This is a genomic window from Cupriavidus sp. GW821-FHT02F09 (assembly GCF_059421605.1).
Genome location: NZ_JBWKVH010000007.1, coordinates 54,293 through 73,808 on the forward strand (window position 1 = coordinate 54,293; position 19,516 = coordinate 73,808).

General features: G+C 66.0%; 16 protein-coding genes and 1 tRNA gene. 7 read left to right on the forward strand and 10 right to left on the reverse strand.

Going from position 1 to position 19,516, the window contains the following annotated elements:
• Positions 1 to 73: 73 nt before the first annotated feature.
• The gene (locus AC07XB_RS10575; protein WP_441640956.1) at positions 74 to 538 is read left to right on the forward strand and encodes a rhodanese-like domain-containing protein; all 465 of its coding nucleotides are present in this window, start codon (positions 74 to 76) and stop codon (positions 536 to 538) included.
• 112 nt (positions 539 to 650) lie between these two features.
• Here the strand turns inward: AC07XB_RS10575 and AC07XB_RS10580 are convergent, their stop codons facing one another.
• From AC07XB_RS10580 to hrpA, 6 genes are all read right to left on the reverse strand, one after another.
• Entirely contained in the window at positions 651 to 1,484 is an 834-nt protein-coding gene (locus AC07XB_RS10580) for a competence/damage-inducible protein A (RefSeq protein WP_492372416.1), read from the reverse strand.
• Positions 1,485 to 1,496: 12 nt separating this feature from the next.
• The gene (locus AC07XB_RS10585; RefSeq protein ID WP_006157789.1) at positions 1,497 to 2,372 is read right to left on the reverse strand and encodes an EI24 domain-containing protein; all 876 of its coding nucleotides are present in this window, start codon (positions 2,370 to 2,372) and stop codon (positions 1,497 to 1,499) included.
• Positions 2,373 to 2,536: 164 nt separating this feature from the next.
• On the reverse strand, positions 2,537 to 3,511 hold the full coding sequence (locus AC07XB_RS10590; protein ID WP_492372417.1) for a sterol desaturase family protein: 975 nt from the start codon (positions 3,509 to 3,511) through the stop codon (positions 2,537 to 2,539).
• Positions 3,511 to 4,392 carry a polysaccharide deacetylase family protein gene (locus AC07XB_RS10595; protein ID WP_492831406.1) on the reverse strand — a complete coding sequence of 294 codons (882 nt, stop codon included), beginning with the start codon at positions 4,390 to 4,392 and terminating at the stop codon, positions 3,511 to 3,513. The genes AC07XB_RS10590 and AC07XB_RS10595 overlap by 1 nt, the downstream gene beginning before the upstream one ends.
• 98 nt (positions 4,393 to 4,490) lie before the next feature.
• Positions 4,491 to 5,417 carry a YVTN family beta-propeller repeat protein gene (locus tag AC07XB_RS10600; RefSeq protein ID WP_492372450.1) on the reverse strand — a complete coding sequence of 309 codons (927 nt, stop codon included), beginning with the start codon at positions 5,415 to 5,417 and terminating at the stop codon, positions 4,491 to 4,493.
• Positions 5,418 to 5,614: 197 nt separating this feature from the next.
• Positions 5,615 to 9,727 (reverse strand): ATP-dependent RNA helicase HrpA, encoded by a 4,113-nt coding sequence (hrpA, locus tag AC07XB_RS10605; RefSeq protein ID WP_493688065.1) that lies wholly within the window; start codon positions 9,725 to 9,727, stop codon positions 5,615 to 5,617.
• 23 nt (positions 9,728 to 9,750) lie between these two features.
• Between hrpA and argA the strand changes: the two genes are divergently transcribed.
• Positions 9,751 to 11,187: an amino-acid N-acetyltransferase gene (argA, locus tag AC07XB_RS10610; RefSeq protein ID WP_492832532.1), complete on the forward strand. Its 1,437-nt coding sequence runs from the start codon at positions 9,751 to 9,753 to the stop codon at positions 11,185 to 11,187.
• Positions 11,188 to 11,296: 109 nt separating this feature from the next.
• Positions 11,297 to 11,572, forward strand: coding sequence for an oxidative damage protection protein (locus tag AC07XB_RS10615; RefSeq protein WP_006157784.1), 276 nt, complete (start codon positions 11,297 to 11,299; stop codon positions 11,570 to 11,572).
• A gap of 100 nt (positions 11,573 to 11,672) precedes the next feature.
• Here AC07XB_RS10615 and rpiA read toward each other — a convergent pair whose 3' ends face one another.
• Positions 11,673 to 12,359, reverse strand: a complete 687-nt coding sequence (gene rpiA / locus AC07XB_RS10620) for a ribose-5-phosphate isomerase RpiA (RefSeq protein WP_492372421.1) — start codon at positions 12,357 to 12,359, stop codon at positions 11,673 to 11,675.
• Between the two features lie 174 nt (positions 12,360 to 12,533).
• Between rpiA and tal the strand changes: the two genes are divergently transcribed.
• Entirely contained in the window at positions 12,534 to 13,472 is a 939-nt protein-coding gene (gene tal, locus AC07XB_RS10625) for a transaldolase (RefSeq protein WP_492372422.1), read from the forward strand.
• Positions 13,473 to 13,533: 61 nt separating this feature from the next.
• Here the strand turns inward: tal and AC07XB_RS10630 are convergent, their stop codons facing one another.
• The 3 genes from AC07XB_RS10630 to rnr all read right to left on the reverse strand — a co-directional run bounded on the left by AC07XB_RS10630 (position 13,534) and on the right by rnr (position 17,733).
• A complete protein-coding gene (locus AC07XB_RS10630) occupies positions 13,534 to 14,289 on the reverse strand; it encodes an SIR2 family NAD-dependent protein deacylase (RefSeq protein ID WP_492832530.1) in 756 nt (251 codons plus the stop codon).
• Between the two features lie 20 nt (positions 14,290 to 14,309).
• The gene (gene rlmB / locus AC07XB_RS10635; RefSeq protein ID WP_492832528.1) at positions 14,310 to 15,053 is read right to left on the reverse strand and encodes a 23S rRNA (guanosine(2251)-2'-O)-methyltransferase RlmB; all 744 of its coding nucleotides are present in this window, start codon (positions 15,051 to 15,053) and stop codon (positions 14,310 to 14,312) included.
• Positions 15,054 to 15,141: 88 nt separating this feature from the next.
• Complete coding sequence (gene rnr, locus AC07XB_RS10640) at positions 15,142 to 17,733, reverse strand: ribonuclease R (RefSeq protein WP_174423294.1); 2,592 nt, start codon at positions 17,731 to 17,733, stop codon at positions 15,142 to 15,144.
• Between the two features lie 69 nt (positions 17,734 to 17,802).
• Between rnr and AC07XB_RS10645 the strand changes: the two genes are divergently transcribed.
• The 3 genes from AC07XB_RS10645 to AC07XB_RS10655 all read left to right on the forward strand — a co-directional run bounded on the left by AC07XB_RS10645 (position 17,803) and on the right by AC07XB_RS10655 (position 19,472).
• Positions 17,803 to 17,889 (forward strand) — tRNA-Leu (locus AC07XB_RS10645).
• Between the two features lie 466 nt (positions 17,890 to 18,355).
• Positions 18,356 to 18,790: an Rrf2 family transcriptional regulator gene (locus tag AC07XB_RS10650; RefSeq protein WP_043347423.1), complete on the forward strand. Its 435-nt coding sequence runs from the start codon at positions 18,356 to 18,358 to the stop codon at positions 18,788 to 18,790.
• Between the two features lie 70 nt (positions 18,791 to 18,860).
• On the forward strand, positions 18,861 to 19,472 hold the full coding sequence (locus AC07XB_RS10655; protein WP_492832526.1) for an NAD(P)-dependent oxidoreductase: 612 nt from the start codon (positions 18,861 to 18,863) through the stop codon (positions 19,470 to 19,472).
• Positions 19,473 to 19,516 lie beyond the last annotated feature (44 nt).

Below are 19,516 nucleotides of genomic sequence, written 5' to 3' on the forward strand. Positions count from 1 at the left end.
AGCACGCCCGCCGCGCTAGAATATCCCGCAGCCTCTGCCAGATGCCATTTCACCCACCGATTTTGTCACCCAGATGACCACCCGAGACGATCTACTCCAAGCGGCGCGTGAGCGCCAGCAGCAAAACCAACTGCCGTACTTCGGCGCCCTCTCCCCGCAGGAAGCCTTTGCACTGCTGCAGGGCGACCCGACCGCCGTGATGGTGGACGTGCGCACGCAAGCTGAGCTCGACTGGATCGGCGGGCCGGACCTGCCGGAAGCCCAATCGGCGCATGTGGAATGGAGCAGCTATCCGGGCGGCGCGCAGAACGCCGCCTTTATCGCGCAGCTCAAGGCTCGCGTGCGCGCGGATGTGCCCGTGCTGTTCCTGTGCCGCAGTGCGGCACGCTCCAAGCACGCTGCCCGCGTCGCCACGGAAGCCGGCTATCAGTTCGCCATGGACGTGCTGGAAGGCTTCGAAGGCGCTCGCGATGAACAGCACCACCGCAAGACGGTGGAAGGCTGGTGCTTCCGCGGCCTGCCCTGGCACGGCGCCTGAAGCTCGGGAACGCGTAAATCGCGTAAATCACCTGCATCGTGCAAGAAAAAGCAAAACGGGACAGCATGGCTGTCCCGTTTTTTCATTGCACCGGCCACGCCCGCCCTGCGGCTCAGTCCCCTGCCGGATCTCCCGGGCGCCGCGCCGCAACCTCCACCAGCTCGAAGCCCATCGCCTGCACGCCTTCGCGCAGCATGGCATAGGCTGGCTCGACCAGGTCGGCCAATCCCTTTACACCCAGGTCGATGTGGCGGCGCGCATAGAGCTCGCCGCGCTTGGCGTCGCCCACTGACGGCAGGCTGAACACGCGGACGCCCTCGAAGGCGGCCTCGACCCGCTCCATCAGCGGCGTCAGCGTGGATTCCGGCGCCTCGAACACCAGGAACGACCGCTCCACTTGCACCGCCTGATGGAACAGGTGGGAATAGTAGGTATCCAGCACCCATTCCATCATCGGCCACGCCATGACCGGGAAGCCAGGCATGAAATGATGGTCCGCCACGGAAAAACCCGGGATGCGGTTGTAGCTGTTCGGGATGATGCGCGCCCCGGCGGGGAATTCGCCCATCTTGAAGCGATGCTGGTTCTCCGGCAGGTTCAGGTCGGCCTTGGCGGGATCGCCCGCCGCGGTCTCCGCGATCCGCAAGGCGATCTGCTCGCGGGCGTCCGGATGCAGTTCCAGCGGCACGCCGAGCGCGGCCGCGGCGCACTGCCGGGTGTGGTCATCGGGCGTGGCGCCGATGCCGCCGGTGCAGAAGACCACATCATTGCCCGCGAACGTGCGGCGCAGTGTGGCGGTGATGCGCGCGCGCTCGTCGCCCACGTACTCCGCCCAGTCCAGCGCCAGCCCGCGCGCCGCCAGCAGTTCGATGGCACGGCGCATATGCTTGTCTTCGCGCCGCCCCGACAGAATCTCGTCACCAATGACGATCAGGCCGAAACCCATGATGCCCTCGCTTCAGGATTGTTCAATGCGCCGTACATCGGACGGCGCCAGGTCGATAACGTCCACCACCGGCGCCGCCGCGGCTGCCGCGGCAGCGCGCTCGGCGCGCAATTGCTCCAGCGCGCGCAGGCAGAAATGGCCAAACCACAGTGCCGAGAAAATAAAGATCAGCACATACAGCCACAGCGTGCCCGCGAGCACGAACGGGAACAGGAAAATCAGCGCCGCCGAAGCCACCCAGATCAGCGTCGGCGCCGAGCCCAGCAGGCCCACTGCCACGCCGATGGAGAGCAACGCCATGCGATGGCGCTTCATCAGCGTCTTGCGCTCCTCTGGCGTGGCATGCTGCGCGAGCGCGTCGTAGGTCATCACGCGATAGGTCAGCCAGCCCCACAGCAAGGGTGGGATCAAGGCAAAGAAAGGCGGGATCAGCCACAGCGGCAGCGTCACCAGCGCCAGCAACAGGAACACCATGGTGCTGCCCAGCGCCTGAAACACGCTGCCCACCATGCTGCCACCCTTGGCCTTCACCAGGTCCGGATAGCTGCGCTCCAGGTGCCGCACCGCGGCTGGCACCGAGAACAAGCTGATAAACACCAGCATGGAGGCAATCACCAGCGGGATCATCAGCGCTATCACGAACAGCGGCGCCACCACCGTGCGCAAGGACTGCAGGCCGAACCAGTCGAGCGCGCCGTAGATCCAGCTGGTCAGCACCGACGTCTCGAGCACGCCGCGCGCGGCCGTCATGATCGGCTCCCACCCCCACAGCAGCAGGCCACCCCACAGCCCGGTGGCGAGCAGGAAAGGAATGACGGTAAGCATCAGCATGCGCGGATGCAACTGGCTGATCAGGGCACGGCCTAGCGCGCGAAAAATATCGTTCATGCAGTAAATTGGGGTTCCACAAAGGCGGGGATAACTAGACTAGCACACGTCATAAGTGCCGCGGGGGACGCGTGCGCCGCTAGCGCAAGACGGCAGGGCGCGGGGCGCGCACCTTGCGAGGAAATACGCGCTCACGGGGCTGCCACGGCAGGCGCCCCGCCGCTTCAGCCGAGCCGCAACAGGCGCTTGATCCCGTACCACTGCTGGGACAGGAAGCCAGCGCCGTAGTCGCGCCCCTTGCCGGCCGGTGGCGGCATCTGGTCGCGCACACCGGTGGGGTAGTAGGCGTCGGTGAACACGGCGGTGCGGAACAACATGTCCCACCACGGAAAGATCACCCCATAGTTGCATCCGCCCAGCTTGGTGGGCCGGCCGATGGCTTCGTGGCCGACGCCAACCGCATGGTGGGTGCGGTGAAAGCGCGGTGAGACCAGCAGCCGCTCGCCCAATGTGCCAAAGTGCAGGCGCAGGTTGGCATGCTGCAGGCTCTGCAGCAGTTGCGACAGCGCCACCAGCAGCACGTACTGGGAAGGCTCCACGCCCACCGCGAGCGCCGCCACCGCAAACACCACGTCGCGCAGCATGTCGTCGAGCAGGTGGTTGCGGTTATCGCTCCATAGCGTCATCTGGCGCTGGCTGTGATGCAGCGAATGCAGGCTCCACCACCAGCGGTAGGTATGCGAGAGGCGGTGGTACCAGTAGTCGAGCAGGTCGAACAGCAGCAGGTAGATAAAGAAGCTGACCAGCGGGATCGACGTCACCGCCGGCCACCAGTCTTCCACATTGACCCGCTGCCAGCCGAGCAGGCGCAGATGCCCTTCCACACCGTCCATCAGCGGACCGAGCAGGAAGAACATGGCCAGCCGGAACAGGCCGAGGCGATGCACGACGGTGTAGAGGATGTCGGTGCGAATGGCGGCGCGGTCGGTCACGGCTTCGACCGGGCGCAGCTTTTCCAGCGGCCCGAGGATCAGCACCATCACCACGATCTGCACCAGCCCGACCAGCAGCCATTCGGTGCCGGTGAAGGCGTCCTCGGCATAGCCGCCCAGCCCAAGCTGGTAGACCACCGGCAGGATCACGTCCTGGAACAGCGTGGCTTCAATCTGGCCGATCCAGCCGTTGAGCAGGTCGAGCATCAGCGGCTCCCGGCTGGTTGTCCGGCCACCGTGGCGGACTGCCCGCGCAGCCAGTCGCGATAGGCGGGATGCTCGCGCAACGTGGCAAAGCAGAAACCCTTGCGCTCCAGGCCGCTGATCAGCGGCTCGAGCACGCCGGGCGCCCAGGGGTCCTTGCGCGACCAGATCCCGAGGTGCGCCATGGCGATGTCGCCATCGCGCAGGCCGCTCAATGCGCGCTCCAGCAGCGCCTTGTTCGGGAAACGCTCGGACGAAAGCTCGTCACCCAGGAAGCCGGCTGGCGCCCAGGCCACGTGCTTGAACCCGCATTGCTCGGCCCATTGCAGCGTCTGCGGCGCGGTATGGCCGCCCGGCGCCCGCCACAGCGGCGACATGGTCGCGCCGCTGAGGTGCTTCAGCGCCTGCGCGCTGCGGTTCAGCTCGCTGCAAAAGCTTTGCTGGTCCATCACCACGTCCTGCCCCGCATGCGCGCCGAACTGCGGCCGCATGGTGACCTTGCCGTCGCGTACGCCGCGCAGGTAGACATGATCGAACGTGTGGCTGCCAAAAACATGGCCATCGGCGGCCAGCGTCTTCCAGTACGCCGCCCAGCCCGGATCGAGCGAGCTGTCCTTGTTGATGGTGGGTTCGTTGGCGAGGAAGAACGTGGCCTTGATATGGTGCCGGCGCAGCGTATCGGCGATCAGCGCCGCCTGGCTCATGCTGCCGGTGTCGAAGGTCAGGTAGAGCGTGCCGGCGCGGCAGGCCTGGGGCGCGCCGGCAGGCACCGGGCCCGCCGAACTGGCCGGCCCGGCGGCCAGCGCCAGTCCGGTGGCTGCAAGCCCGGCAGCCACCGCGCGGACCAAAGCGCGGGGCAACCGGGGCTGCGAATGCTTGCTCATGATGCCTGTCCTGATTTCCTGTGACTGCATTGGAGTGGCGGCGGCCATACTAGTTCGATGCCGCGCCCGCCATGGCGTTCCCGGACGGGCGCCCTCTCTCAATAAAGCGGTGCGCGGGTACGGAAATAAATGCCGTGCGGCGAGCGGCCCACGCGGATGGTCTTGACCAGCTTGCGGCTGGCCACGTCGATCAGGCCCACCGAACGCGCCCAGCGGAAGCTCACCCACAAGGTCTTGCCGTCGGCGGTCAGCTCCATGTCATCGGGGCCAGCCGGCAGGCCGGTGATGTCGCCAACCTTGGTCAGGGTCTGCTGGTCGATGATGCTGATGGTGCCGGAGACCCGGTTGGACAAGAACAGATGGCGCTTGTCGCCCACCGCGCGGAAATTGTGCGCGCCCTTGCCGGTCTGGATCTGCTTGACCACGGTGCGGGTATGCCAGTCGATCACGGCGACATAGTCGGCACCGGTCATGCCCACCAGCAGGTATTTCTGGTCCGGCGTAACCCACACGCCCGCCGGCGCCGAACCGGCGTTCATGCGCCACATCACGGTCTGCGTGGGCAGGTCGATGGCGACCACTTCGTTGGAGTCCTGCAGCGTGACGAAGGCAACACGGCTGTCGGCGGTAAAGGCGATATGGCTCGGCGTCTTGGCCAGTGGCAGTTGCTTGGCGATCTTGAGCGCCTTGCCGTCCCAGCGATACACGTCGACGCGATCAAGGCGGTTGCCCGTGGTCAGGAACCACTTCTGGTCGGGCGAGAAGCCGATCTGGTAGGGATCGTCGATATTGGCCACGCGCTGCTGGACCTTGCCGGTAACCGGGTCGAGGAACACGAGGTCGTTGCCGACCGCATTGGCAACGATCAGCGATTTGTCGTCGGGCGTGGCGATCAAGTGGTGCGGCTCCTTCCCGACCGGGAACGTCTCCAGCACCTTCTGGGTGTCCTTGTCGATCAAGGTGACGGTAGCATCACCCGAATTGAGCACCACCACCACTTCCGCCAACGCCGGCGCCGCTACCATCCCCAGGGCCAGGGTGCCGATGGCGGCAAACCCGGAAACTACACGACGCAATGCGAGCATAAGACTGTTAAACAATGACTTAATCGACCATTCTAACGTTTTCGGACTGCGATCCGATGACCTAGCGCAACAAACTAACATTTGGTCACAATCTCCGCGCGGGGTAGCGTTCGCGCGAAAGGCCGGCACCCCTGGCTTCAGCGTTGCATCGCTTCCCACACCTTTTGCAGACGCTTGACCGACATCGGCACGGGCGTGCGCAACTCCTGCGCGAACAGCGCCACACGGAGTTCTTCCAGCATCCAGCGGAACTCGTCCAGGCGCGCGTCTTCCACGCCCCGCCCCTGCTGCCGCAACTGCGTCTCGGCCCGCTGCCATTGCTGCAGCAGCGGCGTGATTTCCTGCAACCGCTGGGTGTCGCGCGCGGGATCGCCCTTGATCTTGTCGATGCGCATGGCGATGCCCTTCAGGTAGCGCGGGAAATGCACCAGTTGCAGGTAAGGCGTATCGGCCACAAAGTGCTTGCCCATCAGCCGCGTCAGCTGCGCCTGTATGTCGGCGTGCGCCGCGGCGAACGGCTTGGCCTGGATCAGCTTGCGCGGCAGCGTCGCGTACTCGGCCAGCACTGCCCCTACCAGCCGGGCAATCTCCTGCGCCAGCAGGCTCAGGCGCGAGCGCCCTTCTTCCTTGCGGGCGGCGAACTCAGCCTCGTTGCGCGGCAGCGGCGCCTGCAGGCAGGCCCGCTCCAGCGCCAGCATCACGATCTGGTCGCGCAACATTTCCTGCGTGCCCAGCGTCATGTACTGCATCGCCATCTGCTGCATGCCGGGGATGTTCTTCTCCAGGAACTTCACCTGCTCGCGCAACTGCAACGCAAACAGGCGGCGTAGCCCGGCTTGATGGATGCGCGCAGCTTCCTGCGGATCGTCGAACACCTCCACGTCGCAATGCGTGGCGTGGTCGACCAGCGCAGGATAGCCGTACAGCGTCTGGTTGCCCTTGCGGACCTCCAGCAGCTCGGGCAGTTCGCCGAAGGACCAGCTGGTCAGGTTTTCGTATTGCCCCGCCTCGGCCGCCGGCACATCGCGCGCGGCGATGTTCTGGAACGACTGCTGCGCCTGCCCGCCAAACTCGGCGCGCAACTGCGCCAGGTTGCGGCCCATGTCCAGTTGCCGGCCGTGCTCGTCCACCACCTTGAAGTTCATGGCGTGGTGGGCGGGCAAGGTTTCCAGCTTGAAGTCGGCGCGCTTGACCATGGTGCCAGTCTGCTCGCGGATGTCGGCAATCAGCACATCCAGCAACTCGCCCTCGCCAAAGGCATTGCGATCGACGAAGCCCGCCGCGTAATCCGGCAGCGGCACGCAATGGCGGCGCAGCTTCTGCGGCAGCGACTTGAGCAGCAGGTGCACCTTCTCCTTGACCATGCCCGGCACCAGCCAGTCCGCACGCTCCTGGCGCACCTGGTTGAGCGCATACAGCGGCACCGTCAGCGTCACGCCGTCGCGATGGCTGCCGGGCTCGAAGTGGTACGTCAGCGACATATCCACGCCCGCCACCGGCATCAGCTTGGGGAACAGGTCCGTGGTGATGCCGGCCGCCTCGTGGCGCATCAGCTCTTCGCGGTTCAGGTAAAGCAGCTTGCGCTCGCGCGCGCTCTCGGCCTGGTACCACTGCTCGAAGGTGGCCTGCTGGTGAATCTCGGCGGGGATCAGGCGATCGTAGAACGCGAAGATCAGCTCATCGTCGACCAGAACGTCCTGGCGGCGCGCCTTGTGCTCCAGGTTTTCGATCTCGCGCGTCAGGCGCTGGTTATGGGCGAAGAACGGCAGCTTGGTATCGAACTCGCCTTCCACCAGCCCGCGGCGGATAAACAGCTCGCGCGCCTCGGCCGGGTTCATCGGCCCGTAGTGCACGCGCCGGTGCTGGTAGACCACCAGCCCATACAGCGTGGCGCGCTCCATTGCCATCACCTGGCCGGATTTCTTCTCCCAATGCGGATCGCTCCAGCTGACGCGGAGCAAATGGCGGCCGACCTGCTCCAGCCATTCCGGCTCGATCTTGGCCAGCGTGCGCGCAAACAGCCGGCTGGTTTCGATCAGCTCGGCGCCGATGATCCAGCGGCCGACCTTGCGCGCGATCAGCGAGCCGGGCCACAGGTGGAACTTGATGCCGCGCGCGCCCAGGTACTCGCGCCCGCGGCCGTCGGCGTCTTCAATCTTGCAACCTACGTTGCCGAGCAACCCCGTGAGCAGCGCCTTATGCACCTGCTCATAGGTGGGCTCGCTCTCGTTGAGCTTCCAGCCCTGCTCGGTGACGGTAGTCAGCAGCTGCGAATGCACGTCGCGCCATTCGCGCAGGCGCACATGCGACAGGAAACTGGCGCGGCACTGGTCCTGCAGCTGGCGGTTGGTCTTCTTGTGCGCCACCGCGTCCTCGAACCACTTCCACATCTTGACCCAGCCCAGGAACTCGGAGCGTTCGTCCATGAACTTGCGGTGGGCCTGGTCGGCGGCTTCCTGCGCCTCCTGCGGACGATCGCGCGGATCCTGCACCGACAGCGCGCTGGCAATGATCAGCACCTCGCGCAGGCAATGGTGCTCGCGCGCGGCCAGCGTCATGCGAGCCACGCGGGGGTCCAGCGGCAGGCGGGCCAGCTGGCGGCCGACCTGGGTCAGCGCGTTGGCGTCGTCGCCCACGCTTTCCACCGCGCCCAGCTCCTGCAACAGCTGGTAGCCGTCGGCAATGGCGCGGCCCAGCGGCGGCTCGATAAAGGGGAATTCCTCGATCGCCGTCAGCTTCAGCGCCTTCATGCGCAAGATCACCGCGGCCAGCGACGAGCGCAGGATCTCCGGATCGGTAAAGCGCGCCCGGCTGACGAAATCGGCCTCCTCGTACAACCGGATACACACGCCGTCGGCCACCCGGCCGCAACGCCCGGCACGCTGGTTGGCGGCGGCCTGCGAGATCGCCTCGATCTGCAACTGCTCGACCTTGTTGCGGTAGGAATAGCGCTTGACCCGCGCCATCCCGGTATCCACCACATAGCGGATGCCCGGCACGGTCAGCGAGGTTTCTGCCACGTTGGTGGCCAGCACGATGCGCCGCGCGTTGGAAGGCCGGAACACCCGTTCCTGCTCCTGCACCGACAAGCGCGCGAACAGCGGCAGGATCTCGGTATGCGGCGGATGGTGCTTGCGCAGCGCCTCGGCAGCCTCGCGAATTTCGCGCTCGCCGGGCAGGAACACCAGCACATCGCCCGGGCCGAGGCGGCACAGTTCGTCCACCGCCTCGACGATGCCGTCGAACAGGTCGCGATCTTTCGATTGCGCGGACTTGGGCGCGCCCTCGCCGGGCGCCGGCTTGTCCTTCTCGATCGGCCGGTAGCGGATCTCCACCGGATACAGGCGCCCGCTGACCTCGATCACCGGCGCGGGCTTGCCGCCCTGCGCAAAGTGCTCGGCAAAGCGATTGGCGTCGATGGTGGCCGAGGTGATGACCAGCTTGAGGTCTGGCCGCTTTGGCAGGATCTCCTTCAGGTAGCCGATCAGGAAATCGATATTGAGGCTGCGTTCGTGCGCCTCGTCGATGATGATGGTGTCGTAGGCGCGCAGCAACGGATCGTTCTGCGTCTCGGCCAGCAAGATGCCGTCGGTCATCAGCTTGACCGACGCGCCCGCCGACATGGTGTCGTTGAAACGCACCTGGTAGCCCACGTGCTCGCCGAGCGGCGTGCCGATCTCCTGCGCGATGCGCTTGGCCGTGGAGGTGGCGGCAATCCGGCGTGGCTGCGTGTGGCCGATCAGGCCGCCGGTGCCGTCGGCACCCGGGCCGCGCCCGATCGACAGGCAGATCTTGGGCAACTGGGTGGTTTTGCCGGAGCCGGTCTCGCCGGAGACGATCACCACCTGGTTGGCCAGCAGCGCCTGTGCGATCTCCTCGCGGCGGCCGGATACCGGCAGCGCCTCGGGGAAGGTGATGGGCGGGAGCAGGTTGGCCTGGCGCACCGGGCGGCGTGCCTCGCGGGGCGGGCGTTCGGTGCGCTCGGTGCGCTCCGGGCGAGGCGGCCGGGGAGGCCGGGGCGTGCCGTTTGCCGGCTGCGGCCTGGCTTGCCGGGCCTGGCCCGGCTGCCGAGGTTGGCGTTCGGCCGGCGGGCCGGCGGCCGGCGTGGTGGACACGGCCGGCGCGCGCGCCGGCCTGGCGACAGGCTGGACAGCAGGCTGGGCTGGCGAGGGGGCGGCCTTGGGCGCGGGGCGGCCGGCATCGGTTTTCCGATCCGGCGACAAAGGTTTGGCGGGGCGTTGTGCTGACATTGGCCGGGATTATAATCCGCGGCATGAATGCAAGAACCGACACGCCAGCCGACGCGCCCGCGCCGTCCGAAATGGACGAGCCCCTGCCCGTCACCGCCCCTTCCACGCTGCCCGCGCACGCTATCGGCGCCGACCCCGTCGAGCGTGGCGCCCCCGACCACCAGCAGTTCGTCGACTGGCTGCGAGCGGTTGCGCCCTATATCCACGCCTTCCGCGGCAAGACCTTCGTGATCGCCTTCGGCGGTGAGCTGGTCAAGGCCAACATCCTTAACGCCCTGGTCAATGACGTGGCCCTGCTGCACGCCATGGGCATGCAGATCGTGCTGGTGCACGGCTCGCGCCCGCAGGTGGAAGAGCAGCTGGCTCTGCGCCATGTCGAGTCGCAATTCGCCGACGGCGTGCGCGTGACCGACAACGCGGCGCTGGAGTGCGCCAAGGAAGCCGCCGGCGAACTGCGCCTGGATATCGAGGCCGCCTTCAGCCAAGGCTTGCCTAACACGCCCATGGCTGGCGCCCAGCTGTCGGTGATCTCCGGCAACTTCGTCACCGCCCGCCCGCTCGGCATCGTCGACGGCGTGGATTACCAGCACACCGGGCTGGTGCGCAAGATCGACGGCGAGTCGGTTCGCATGTCGCTGTCGCACGGCAAGATCGTGCTGCTCTCGCCGCTTGGCTTCTCGCCCACAGGCCAGGCCTTCAACCTGTCGATGGAAGACGTGGCCAGCGCTACCGCCATCGCCCTGAAGGCCGACAAGCTGGTATTCATCACCGAAGTGCCAGGCGTGCAGGACCCCGTTGGCAAGCTGATGCCGGAAATGTCGCTGCGCACCGCCATCGAGCGGCTGCAGAACAACCACCTGCCGCCCGATGTCTCCTACTACCTGGAACACCTGGTCAAGGCGCTCAAGGGCGGCGTGCCGCGCGCCCACCTGATCCCCTTCCAGCTGGACGGCTCGGTGCTGCTGGAGCTGTTCCTGCACGACGGCGTCGGCACCATGATCTCCGACACCGACCTGGAAAGCCTGCGCGAAGCCACGCTGGACGACGTCGGCGGCATCCTGCAGCTGATCGCCCCGCTGGAGCAGGACGGCACGCTGGTGCCACGCGGGCGCCACCTGATCGAGCGCGACATCGCCAACTTCTCGGTGATCGAGCACGATGGCGTGCTGTTCGGCTGCGCCGCGCTCTACCCCTACCCGCGCGAAGGCATGGCCGAGATGGCCTGCCTGACTGTGTCATCCGAAGCCCAGGGCACCGGCGACGGCGAGCGCCTGCTCAAGCGCATCGAGCGCCGCGCCCGCAGCCTCGGCCTTGACCGCCTGTTCGTGCTCACTACCCGCACGGAGCACTGGTTCCTCAAGCGCGGCTTTGTCCACGCCACCGTGGACGACCTGCCGGAAGACAAGCGCAAGCTCTACAACTGGCAGCGCAAGTCGATGGTGCTGATGAAGAAACTGTGACGGCGGTGGGGGTAGCCTGAAGGCCGGCCCCCGCTTCGTTACAATAGCGGCACCGCAACGGTCGGCCCCTCGCCGCGCCGGCTACATCACACGACAACAAGGAGTTCCCATGGCCCGCATGGTTCAATGCGTCAAGCTCAACAAAGAAGCCGAAGGGCTAGACCTGCCGCCGCTGCCGGGCGAACTTGGCAAGAAGATCTGGCAAAGCGTGTCGAAGGAAGCCTGGGCCGGCTGGCTCAAGCACCAGACCATGCTGATCAACGAAAACCGCCTGAACATGGCCGACACCCGCGCTCGCCAGTACCTGCTCAAGCAGACCGAGAAGTACTTCTTCGGCGAAGGCGCGGACCAGGCACAGGGCTACGTGCCGCCGCCGGCTGCCTGATCTGGCTGAGCGCGGCTTGGCGCCGCGCGGTGGAAAACAAAAAGGGTGCCTGTTACGGCACCCTTTTTCATGTAACGATCCTCCAACGGGACCGGCAAACTCAATAATCGCTGCGCTTCACGCCCTCTGGCGTGCCCAGCAACAGTACGTCCGCGCCGCGCAGGGCAAACAGCCCCACCGTGACCACGCCCGGCATGTGATTGATGGCTTCTTCCATCGACTTCGGATTGTTGATCTTCAGGCCTGCCACATCCAGGATCACATTGCCGTTGTCGGTCTTGAAGATACCGCCTTCCTTGGTCATGCGCAGGCGCGGCTGGCCGCCAAATGCGGCCAGTTGGCGTGCGACCGCGGCGCGTGCCATCGGAATCACTTCCACCGGCAGGGGAAACGCGCCCATCACATCCACCAGCTTGCTGCCGTCGGCGATGCAGACAAAGCGCTTGGCCACCGAGGCCACGATCTTCTCGCGCGTCAGCGCGCCGCCGCCGCCCTTGATCATGGCGCCGCTGGCATCGATCTCGTCCGCGCCGTCGACATACACGGGGATCTCGTCGACCTCATTCAGGTCCAAGACCTGGAAGCCGTGCTGCTGCAGGCGGCGCGTGGACGCCTCCGAGCTGGAGACCGCGCCGGAAAAGCGTTCCTTGAACGCCGCCACCGCATCGATAAAGAGGTTGGCCGTGGAGCCCGTACCCACGCCCAGCACCGCGCCCGCCGGCACTACCTCTTTGACATAGTCGGCCGCGGCTTGCGCCACCAGCGCCTTGAGTTCATCCTGTGTCATGACAACAGCCCATCTGCTTTGGGGGAAACCGCATAGTGTACCGGAATGCCGTGACATCCCCGGCGTAGGCGCGAGCCGACGGTACAATGACCCGAGGCATGCATCAGCGCGGCGCCCGGGGCCTGCCGTTTTGGTCCTGCGCCATCACCAACCCTTAAAAGCAACTCACTGACCATGAACCAGCTCGATCAGCTCAAGCAGTTCACCACCGTGGTGGCGGACACCGGCGATTTCCAGGTGATGAAGCAGTACACGCCGCAGGACGCCACCACCAATCCTTCCCTGATTCTGAAGGCCGTCCAGAAGGCCGAGTACCGTCCCCTGCTGGAAAAGGCCGTGCGCGGCAATGAAGGCACCGACGCCGTGATGGACGCCCTGCTGATCGCCTTTGGCTGCGAGATCCTGGCCATCGTGCCGGGCCGTGTGTCAACCGAGGTCGACGCCCGCCTGTCCTTCAACACTGAAGCCACACTGGCCAAGGCCCGCCACCTGATCTCGCTGTATGAGCAGCGCGGCGTGGCCCGCGAGCGCGTGCTGATCAAGATCGCCTCCACCTGGGAAGGTATCCGCGCAGCTGAAGTGCTGCAGCGAGAAGGCATCAACTGCAACATGACGCTGCTGTTCTCGCTGGCCCAGGCCGTTGCCTGCGCCGAGGCCGGCGCGCAACTGATCTCGCCCTTCGTTGGCCGCATCCTGGACTGGCACAAGAAGCAAGCCGGCGACAAATGGGACACTGCCGCCAACGCGGCCGACAACGATCCCGGCGTGCGTTCCGTGCGCCAGATCTACGACTACTACAAGAAGTTCGGCCACCCCACCGAAGTGATGGGTGCCAGCTTCCGCAGCACCGAGCAGATCCTGGCGCTGGCCGGCTGCGATCTGCTCACCATCAGCCCGGACCTGCTGGAGAAGCTGGCCGCCAGCGAAGGCACCGTGGAGCGCAAGCTGTCGGTCGACCAGGCGCAGGCCGGCAATATCGCCCGCATCGAGTGCGGTGAGGCGGCTTTCCGCTGGCAGCTCAATGAAGACGCGATGGCGACGGAAAAGCTGGCTGAGGGGATCCGCGCTTTTGCGGCGGATGCGGTCAAGCTGGAGGCGTTGATTACGGCTTGAGAGGGGGGAATTGAGAGGGAGAAAACAGAAGCCGCCCGGGGAATCCAGGCGGCGAGCCGGTTCAGGCTGGCGTCGCGCTTACGCCGTCCCACAGCAAGGGCAAGACCACGCCCGCCGGGCCGCGCAGCACGATGTCAGCAGTCTGGTCCAGCGCCGAAGGCTCGGGATTGACCACGATGACATGCGCGCCCTGGTCCTTGGCAGCGCCGGGCAAGCCGGCTGCCGGATAGACCAGCCCGGAGGTGCCCACCACGATGCACAGATCGCACTGCTCGGCCGCGTGCTCGGCGCGATAGCGGGCCACGCGCGGCAGTTCCTCGCCGAACCACACCACGCCGGGGCGCATCATGGCATTGCAAAGGGAGCAGCGCGGCGGCATGCCCGGCACGGCGGTCGCCGGGTCGCAACGGCCGCAGCCGTCAAGCCACTTGTTGGCGAACAGGTTGCCGTGCAGCTCGATCACATCGCGGCTGCCGGCGCGCTGATGCAGGCCATCCACGTTTTGCGTGACCAGGGTCACGGCCTTCTGCGCGGCGAGCGCCGCCAGGGCGATATGCGCCGGGTTGGGATCGGTGGCCGCCACCAGCTCGCGCCGGTGCAGGTACCACTCCCAGACCAGTGCGGGCTGGCGCCGGTAGGCGTCTTCCTGGGCCAGCTCCTCGGGATTGAAGCGCGACCACAAGCCGGTCATGGCATCGCGGAACGTGGGCACGCCGGACTCGGCGGATACGCCCGCGCCGGTGAGCACCATGACATTGGTGGCTTCGCCGATCAGGCGGCGCGATGCCGCGAGCGCCTGCGCGTCGATATCCGCCATCACGGATTCCTCCCCAACGTTCAGCGCTTAATGCGGCGCTGGCGCACCGCCTCATACAGGCACACGCCGCTGGCCACGGAAACGTTCAGGCTTTCCACGCCGCCGGCCATCGGGATGCTCACGAGCTCGTCACAGGTTTCGCGGGTGAGGCGGCGCATGCCCTCGCCTTCGGCGCCCATCACCAGTGCAACCGGTCCCTTGAAGTCCACGTCATAGAGCGTCTTTTCCGTGCCGTCGTCCGTGCCGATCACCCAGATGCCGCGTTCCTGCAGCTCGCGCAGCGTGCGCGCCAGGTTGGTGACAGTGATGTAGGGGACGGTTTCCGCCGCGCCGCTGGCCACCTTGGCCACCGTGGTGTTCAAACCCACGCTGCGGTCCTTCGGAGCGATCACGGCGTGCGCGCCGGCGCCATCGGCCACGCGCAGGCAAGCGCCCAGGTTGTGCGGATCGGTGACGCCGTCGAGCACCAGCAGCAAGGGTGTGCCCTCGATGCCATCGAGCAGTTCGTCAAGATTGAGGGCCAGCGCCACATCTTCGGCGCGGGCGACCACGCCTTGGTGGCGGTCGGTGCCGGCCATGCCGCGCAGGCGCTCGGCATCCACCGGATGCAGGCGCACTTTGAGGCTTTCGGCAAGGCGGATGAAGTCCTGCATGCGGCGGTCACGCCGCGCGGATTCTACGTAGACATCGGTGACGCCAGCGGCGTCCTGGCGCAGGCGCGCGGTGACGGCGTGAAAGCCGATCAGGAGTTTTTGTTTAGCCATGGCGAGATTGTACATTCCCGCCGGAGCTTGCCCCGTGTCCGCAGCCATGGCGCCGGAACCGGGCAAGCCGGCGCCGGCGCCATGGCCGTCAGGTGCGCTTGCGCGAAGCGCGGCTGCTCTTGCCGGCCGGCTTGGCGCCGCCCTTGTGCGTCGAGCCCAGATGCTGCGGCTTGGGCTTGGCGGCGCGCTTGGCCGGCTTGCCGCCGGCCTTGGCGCCCTGCCCCACGTGCGGCTTGACCGGCGTCATGACAGCTTCGAACACCGGCTGCTCTTCGATCACGCGGTCCAGCGTTTCGTCGAACGACTCTTCCGGCTTGGAGCTGCCACCCAGCAGCGCGGCCAGCTGACGGCCCTTCTTGCGCGCGGGCACGGCGTGCGCGGCGGGCACGCGCGGCGCGGCATCGACGGTCGGGGCGCGGCCACGCAGGTTCTTGGCTGAGGGCTCCTGCACCAGGCGGAAGTCGATCTTGCGCGCATCGAGGTCCACGCGCGAAACCTGCACGCGAACGCGGTCGGTGAGGCGGTAGCGGATGCCGGTACGCTCGCCGCGCAGTTCATTGCGCGCCTCGTCGTACTGGAAGTAATCGCTGCCCAGCTCGGTGACATGGACCAGGCCTTCGACATAGAGCTCGTCGAGCTGCACGAAGATGCCGAACGAGGTGACCGAGCTGATGGTGCCCGAATACTCGCTGCCAAGCTTGTCGCGCATGAAGTAGCACTTGAGCCAGGCCTCCACATCGCGCGAGGCTTCATCGGCGCGGCGCTCGTTGGCCGAGCAGTGCAAGCCGAGCTCGTCCCAGATGGCTTCGTTGCGCTGGGCGCGCGCGGCGCTTCGCTCTGCCTTCTCGGCGGCGTCCTTGGCCTGCATGCGGCGTGCCTTGGGCGCGATCGCGGTGTTCAGCGCGGTGCCCGGCGCAAATGCCGGCCGGTACTTGGTATGGGCCAGCACGGCCTTGATGGCGCGGTGCGTGAGCAAGTCCGGATAGCGGCGGATCGGGCTGGTGAAGTGGGCGTAAGCCTCATACGACAAGCCGAAGTGGCCGATGTTGTCCGGGCTGTAGACCGCCTGCTGCATCGAGCGCAGCAGCATGGTCTGCAACATCGGCGCGTCGGGACGGCTCTTGATCTTGTCCATCACGTCGGCGTAGTCGCCCGCTTGCGGCTTGTCGCCACCGGCCAGCGAAAGCCCGACGGTGCGCAGGAACTCACGCAGGTTCTTCAGCTTTTCCTCGCTCGGGCCGGCGTGGATCCGGTACAGCGTGGGATGCTTGAAGCGTTCGAGAAAGTCGGCGGCGCACACGTTGGCGGCCAGCATGCATTCCTCGATCAGGCGGTGGGCGTCGTTGCGGGTGCGCGGCAGGATCTGCTCGATCTTGCCCTGCGCATTGCAGACGATATAGGTCTCGGTGGTATCGAAGTCGATCGCGCCACGCTCGCGCCGCGCCTTGAGCAGGACCTGGAACAACTCGTACAGGTTCTGCAGGTGCGGCACCAGGTCGGCACGCTTGTGCGCCTCCGGGCCCTTGGTGTTGGACAGCACCGACCAGACCTCGTTATAGGTCAGGCGCGCCGCCGAATGCATCACGGCGGGATAGAACTGATAGCCCTTGAGCTCGCCCTTGGCGGTGATCACCGCATCGCACACCATGCACAGGCGGTCGACTTGCGGGTTCAGCGAGCACAGGCCGTTGGAGAGCTTTTCCGGCAGCATCGGGATGACGCGGCGCGGGAAGTACACCGAGGTGGCGCGATCCAGCGCATCGGCGTCGAGCGCCGTGCCAGGGCGCACGTAGTGCGACACATCGGCAATCGCCACCACCAGGCGCCAGCCCTTCGAGCGGCCGATCTTGACGGGTTCGCAGTAGACGGCGTCGTCGAAGTCGCGCGCGTCTTCGCCGTCGATCGTCACCAGCGGCACGTCGCGCAGGTCGATGCGGTGCTCCAGGTCGGACTCGCGCACCTCGTCGGGCAGGCCGGCGGCTTCTTTGGCGCAGGCATCCGAGAATTCATGCGGCACGCCGTACTTGCGCACGGCGATTTCGATTTCCATGCCGGGGTCGTCGAAGTCCCCCAGCACTTCCACCACTCGGCCCACGGGCTGCACGTAGCGATCGGGGTAGTCGATGATCTCGACGCTGACCACCTGGCCGACTTGCGCCTTGCCTTGCGACTTCGGCGGGATCAGGATGTCCTGGCTGATGCGCTTGTCTTCGGGCGCCACCACGAGCACGCCGCCTTCGCTCAGCAGGCGGCCGATCACGTAGCGGTTGGCGCGCTCAAGGATCTCGACGATCTGGCCTTCGGGCCGGCCGCGCCGGTCGTAGCCGATCACGCGCACCTGGGCACGGTCGTTGTGCATGGCCTTCTGCAGCTCGCGCTCCGGCAGGAAGATGTCGTCATCGCCATCGTCGCGGATCAGGAAGCCGAAGCCATCGCGGTGGCCCTGCACACGGCCGACCACAAAGTTAGGCTGGTTGGCCAGCTCGTAGCGACCCTTGCGGTTGAGTTCGATCTGGCCATCGCGCTCCATGGCGGCGAGGCGTTTCTGGAAGCCGTCGTGTTCTTTGCGCGTGACAGCGAGCGCCTTGGCGATATCGCCGCCCGACAAGGGCGACCCCGACGTCCGCAGGACGCCAAGGATTTCTTCCCGACTAGGGATCGGATAGTTATTCTGATTCAATTTTTTCTAGAATTATTTGACAAACGATTTGCGGTCGCTATAATGAGCGCTTCGGTTGTTTCGACGCCCGCCCAGGTGGCGAAATTGGTAGACGCACTAGGTTCAGGTCCTAGCGGTGGCAACACTGTGGAGGTTCGAGTCCTCTCCTGGGCACCAGATCAAACGGAAAACCCGCAGCGCTTTCGAGCCCTGCGGGTTTTTTGTTTTCCGGCGTCTGATCTTGCAACTTGGCACTCCCGATTCGATATTGGCGCGACTGCGCGACTTAACTATTAACTATTGACTAAATACCAGTCGCAGCAACGACCGCTCCGGGGCGTGGAGTCCGCTCTTGCCTGTTGAGGCAGAGGCATCCACACAGCCTGGCGCTCACACGAACTGCCAGGGCGCGACCGGAGCAGCAGCCGACTGCTGCGCTGCGGGTGAGTGTATCAGTTTCAGTGGCGCTCCCGGCATTCTTCCGCCATTCACACGCTGGAATGTCGCGTTTTCCGACGTATTCAGGCGCAAACCACCCTATTGCTGCAGGCGTATGCCACACCGGCATGCCTGCGTGGCCCGCCAGTCGCTTGACAGCGACGGCCATCTGTAACTAATATAGTTTCACATCGCCTCACCCACCATGACCACCAGCAGCCGATTCGCCGTCGCCGTCCACATCCTCACCTTGCTGGCCAGCGCCGCGGAGCCCTTGCCGTCGTCATTGATCGCGGGCAGCGTGGGCACGAACCCGGTCCTGATCCGCCGCCTGGTCAGCCAGTTGGCCGAGGCGGGGCTGGTGAGCACGGTGATGGGCAGCAACGGCGGCGCCTCGCTGGCGCGCGCGGCGGCATCGATCACGTTGCTCGATGTGTTCCGTGCGGTGGAGTCGGCCACGCTGATCGCGCCGCACCACAGCGTGCCCAATCCGGCGTGCATGGTGGGACGGGAAATTACCGGTGCGCTGAAGCACGCCGCGGACCGCGCCCAGGCCGCGATGGATGGTGCGCTGGCCGAGATCACGATTGCCGGCATGCTCGCCGATGTGGAGCGCGCGGCCCGGCAACGCAAGCCGTAAAAATTTTTATCCCGATATGTAACTAAATTAGTTTCATATCGATATTCAACAGCGCAACAAAGGAGTCAACATGAAGATCGCAATCATCGGCGCCACCGGCCGTGTCGGCACCCGCCTCATCGACGAAGCCCTGAGCCGCGGCCACACGGTCACCGCCATCGCGCGCCAGGCCGACAAGCTGGCCACGCGGCCGGGCCTCGCCACGATCAATGCAGATGTCGCGGACACCAAGGCCCTGGCGGCCGCCCTCGCCGGCCACGACGTGGCAATCAGCACAGTACGTTTCCTGCAGACCACGGCCGAACAGATCACCTCCGCGGTCAAGGCCGCCGGCGTGCCTCGCCTGCTGGTGGTGGGCGGCGCGGGCAGCCTCTTCGTAGCACCAGGCGCGCAACTGGTCGATACGCCGCAGTTCCCGCAAGCCTATAAGGCGGAGGCCCTCGCTGGACGCGACTTCCTCAACGCCCTGCGCAACGAGACAGCGATCGACTGGACCTTCCTGTCCCCCGCCGCCCTGTTCGAGCCGGGCACGCGCACGGGCAAGTTCCGCGTGGGCGAGGAGACGCTGCTCTCCGACGCCAGCGGCAAGAGCTGGATCTCGATGGAGGACTATGCCATCGCCATGATCGACGAAGTGGAAAAACCGGCGCACTCGCGCCAGCGCTACACGGTCGCATACTAAGCAGGAAACAGGCAGGTGCCTCCGAAACATGCGTGCCATGGCGC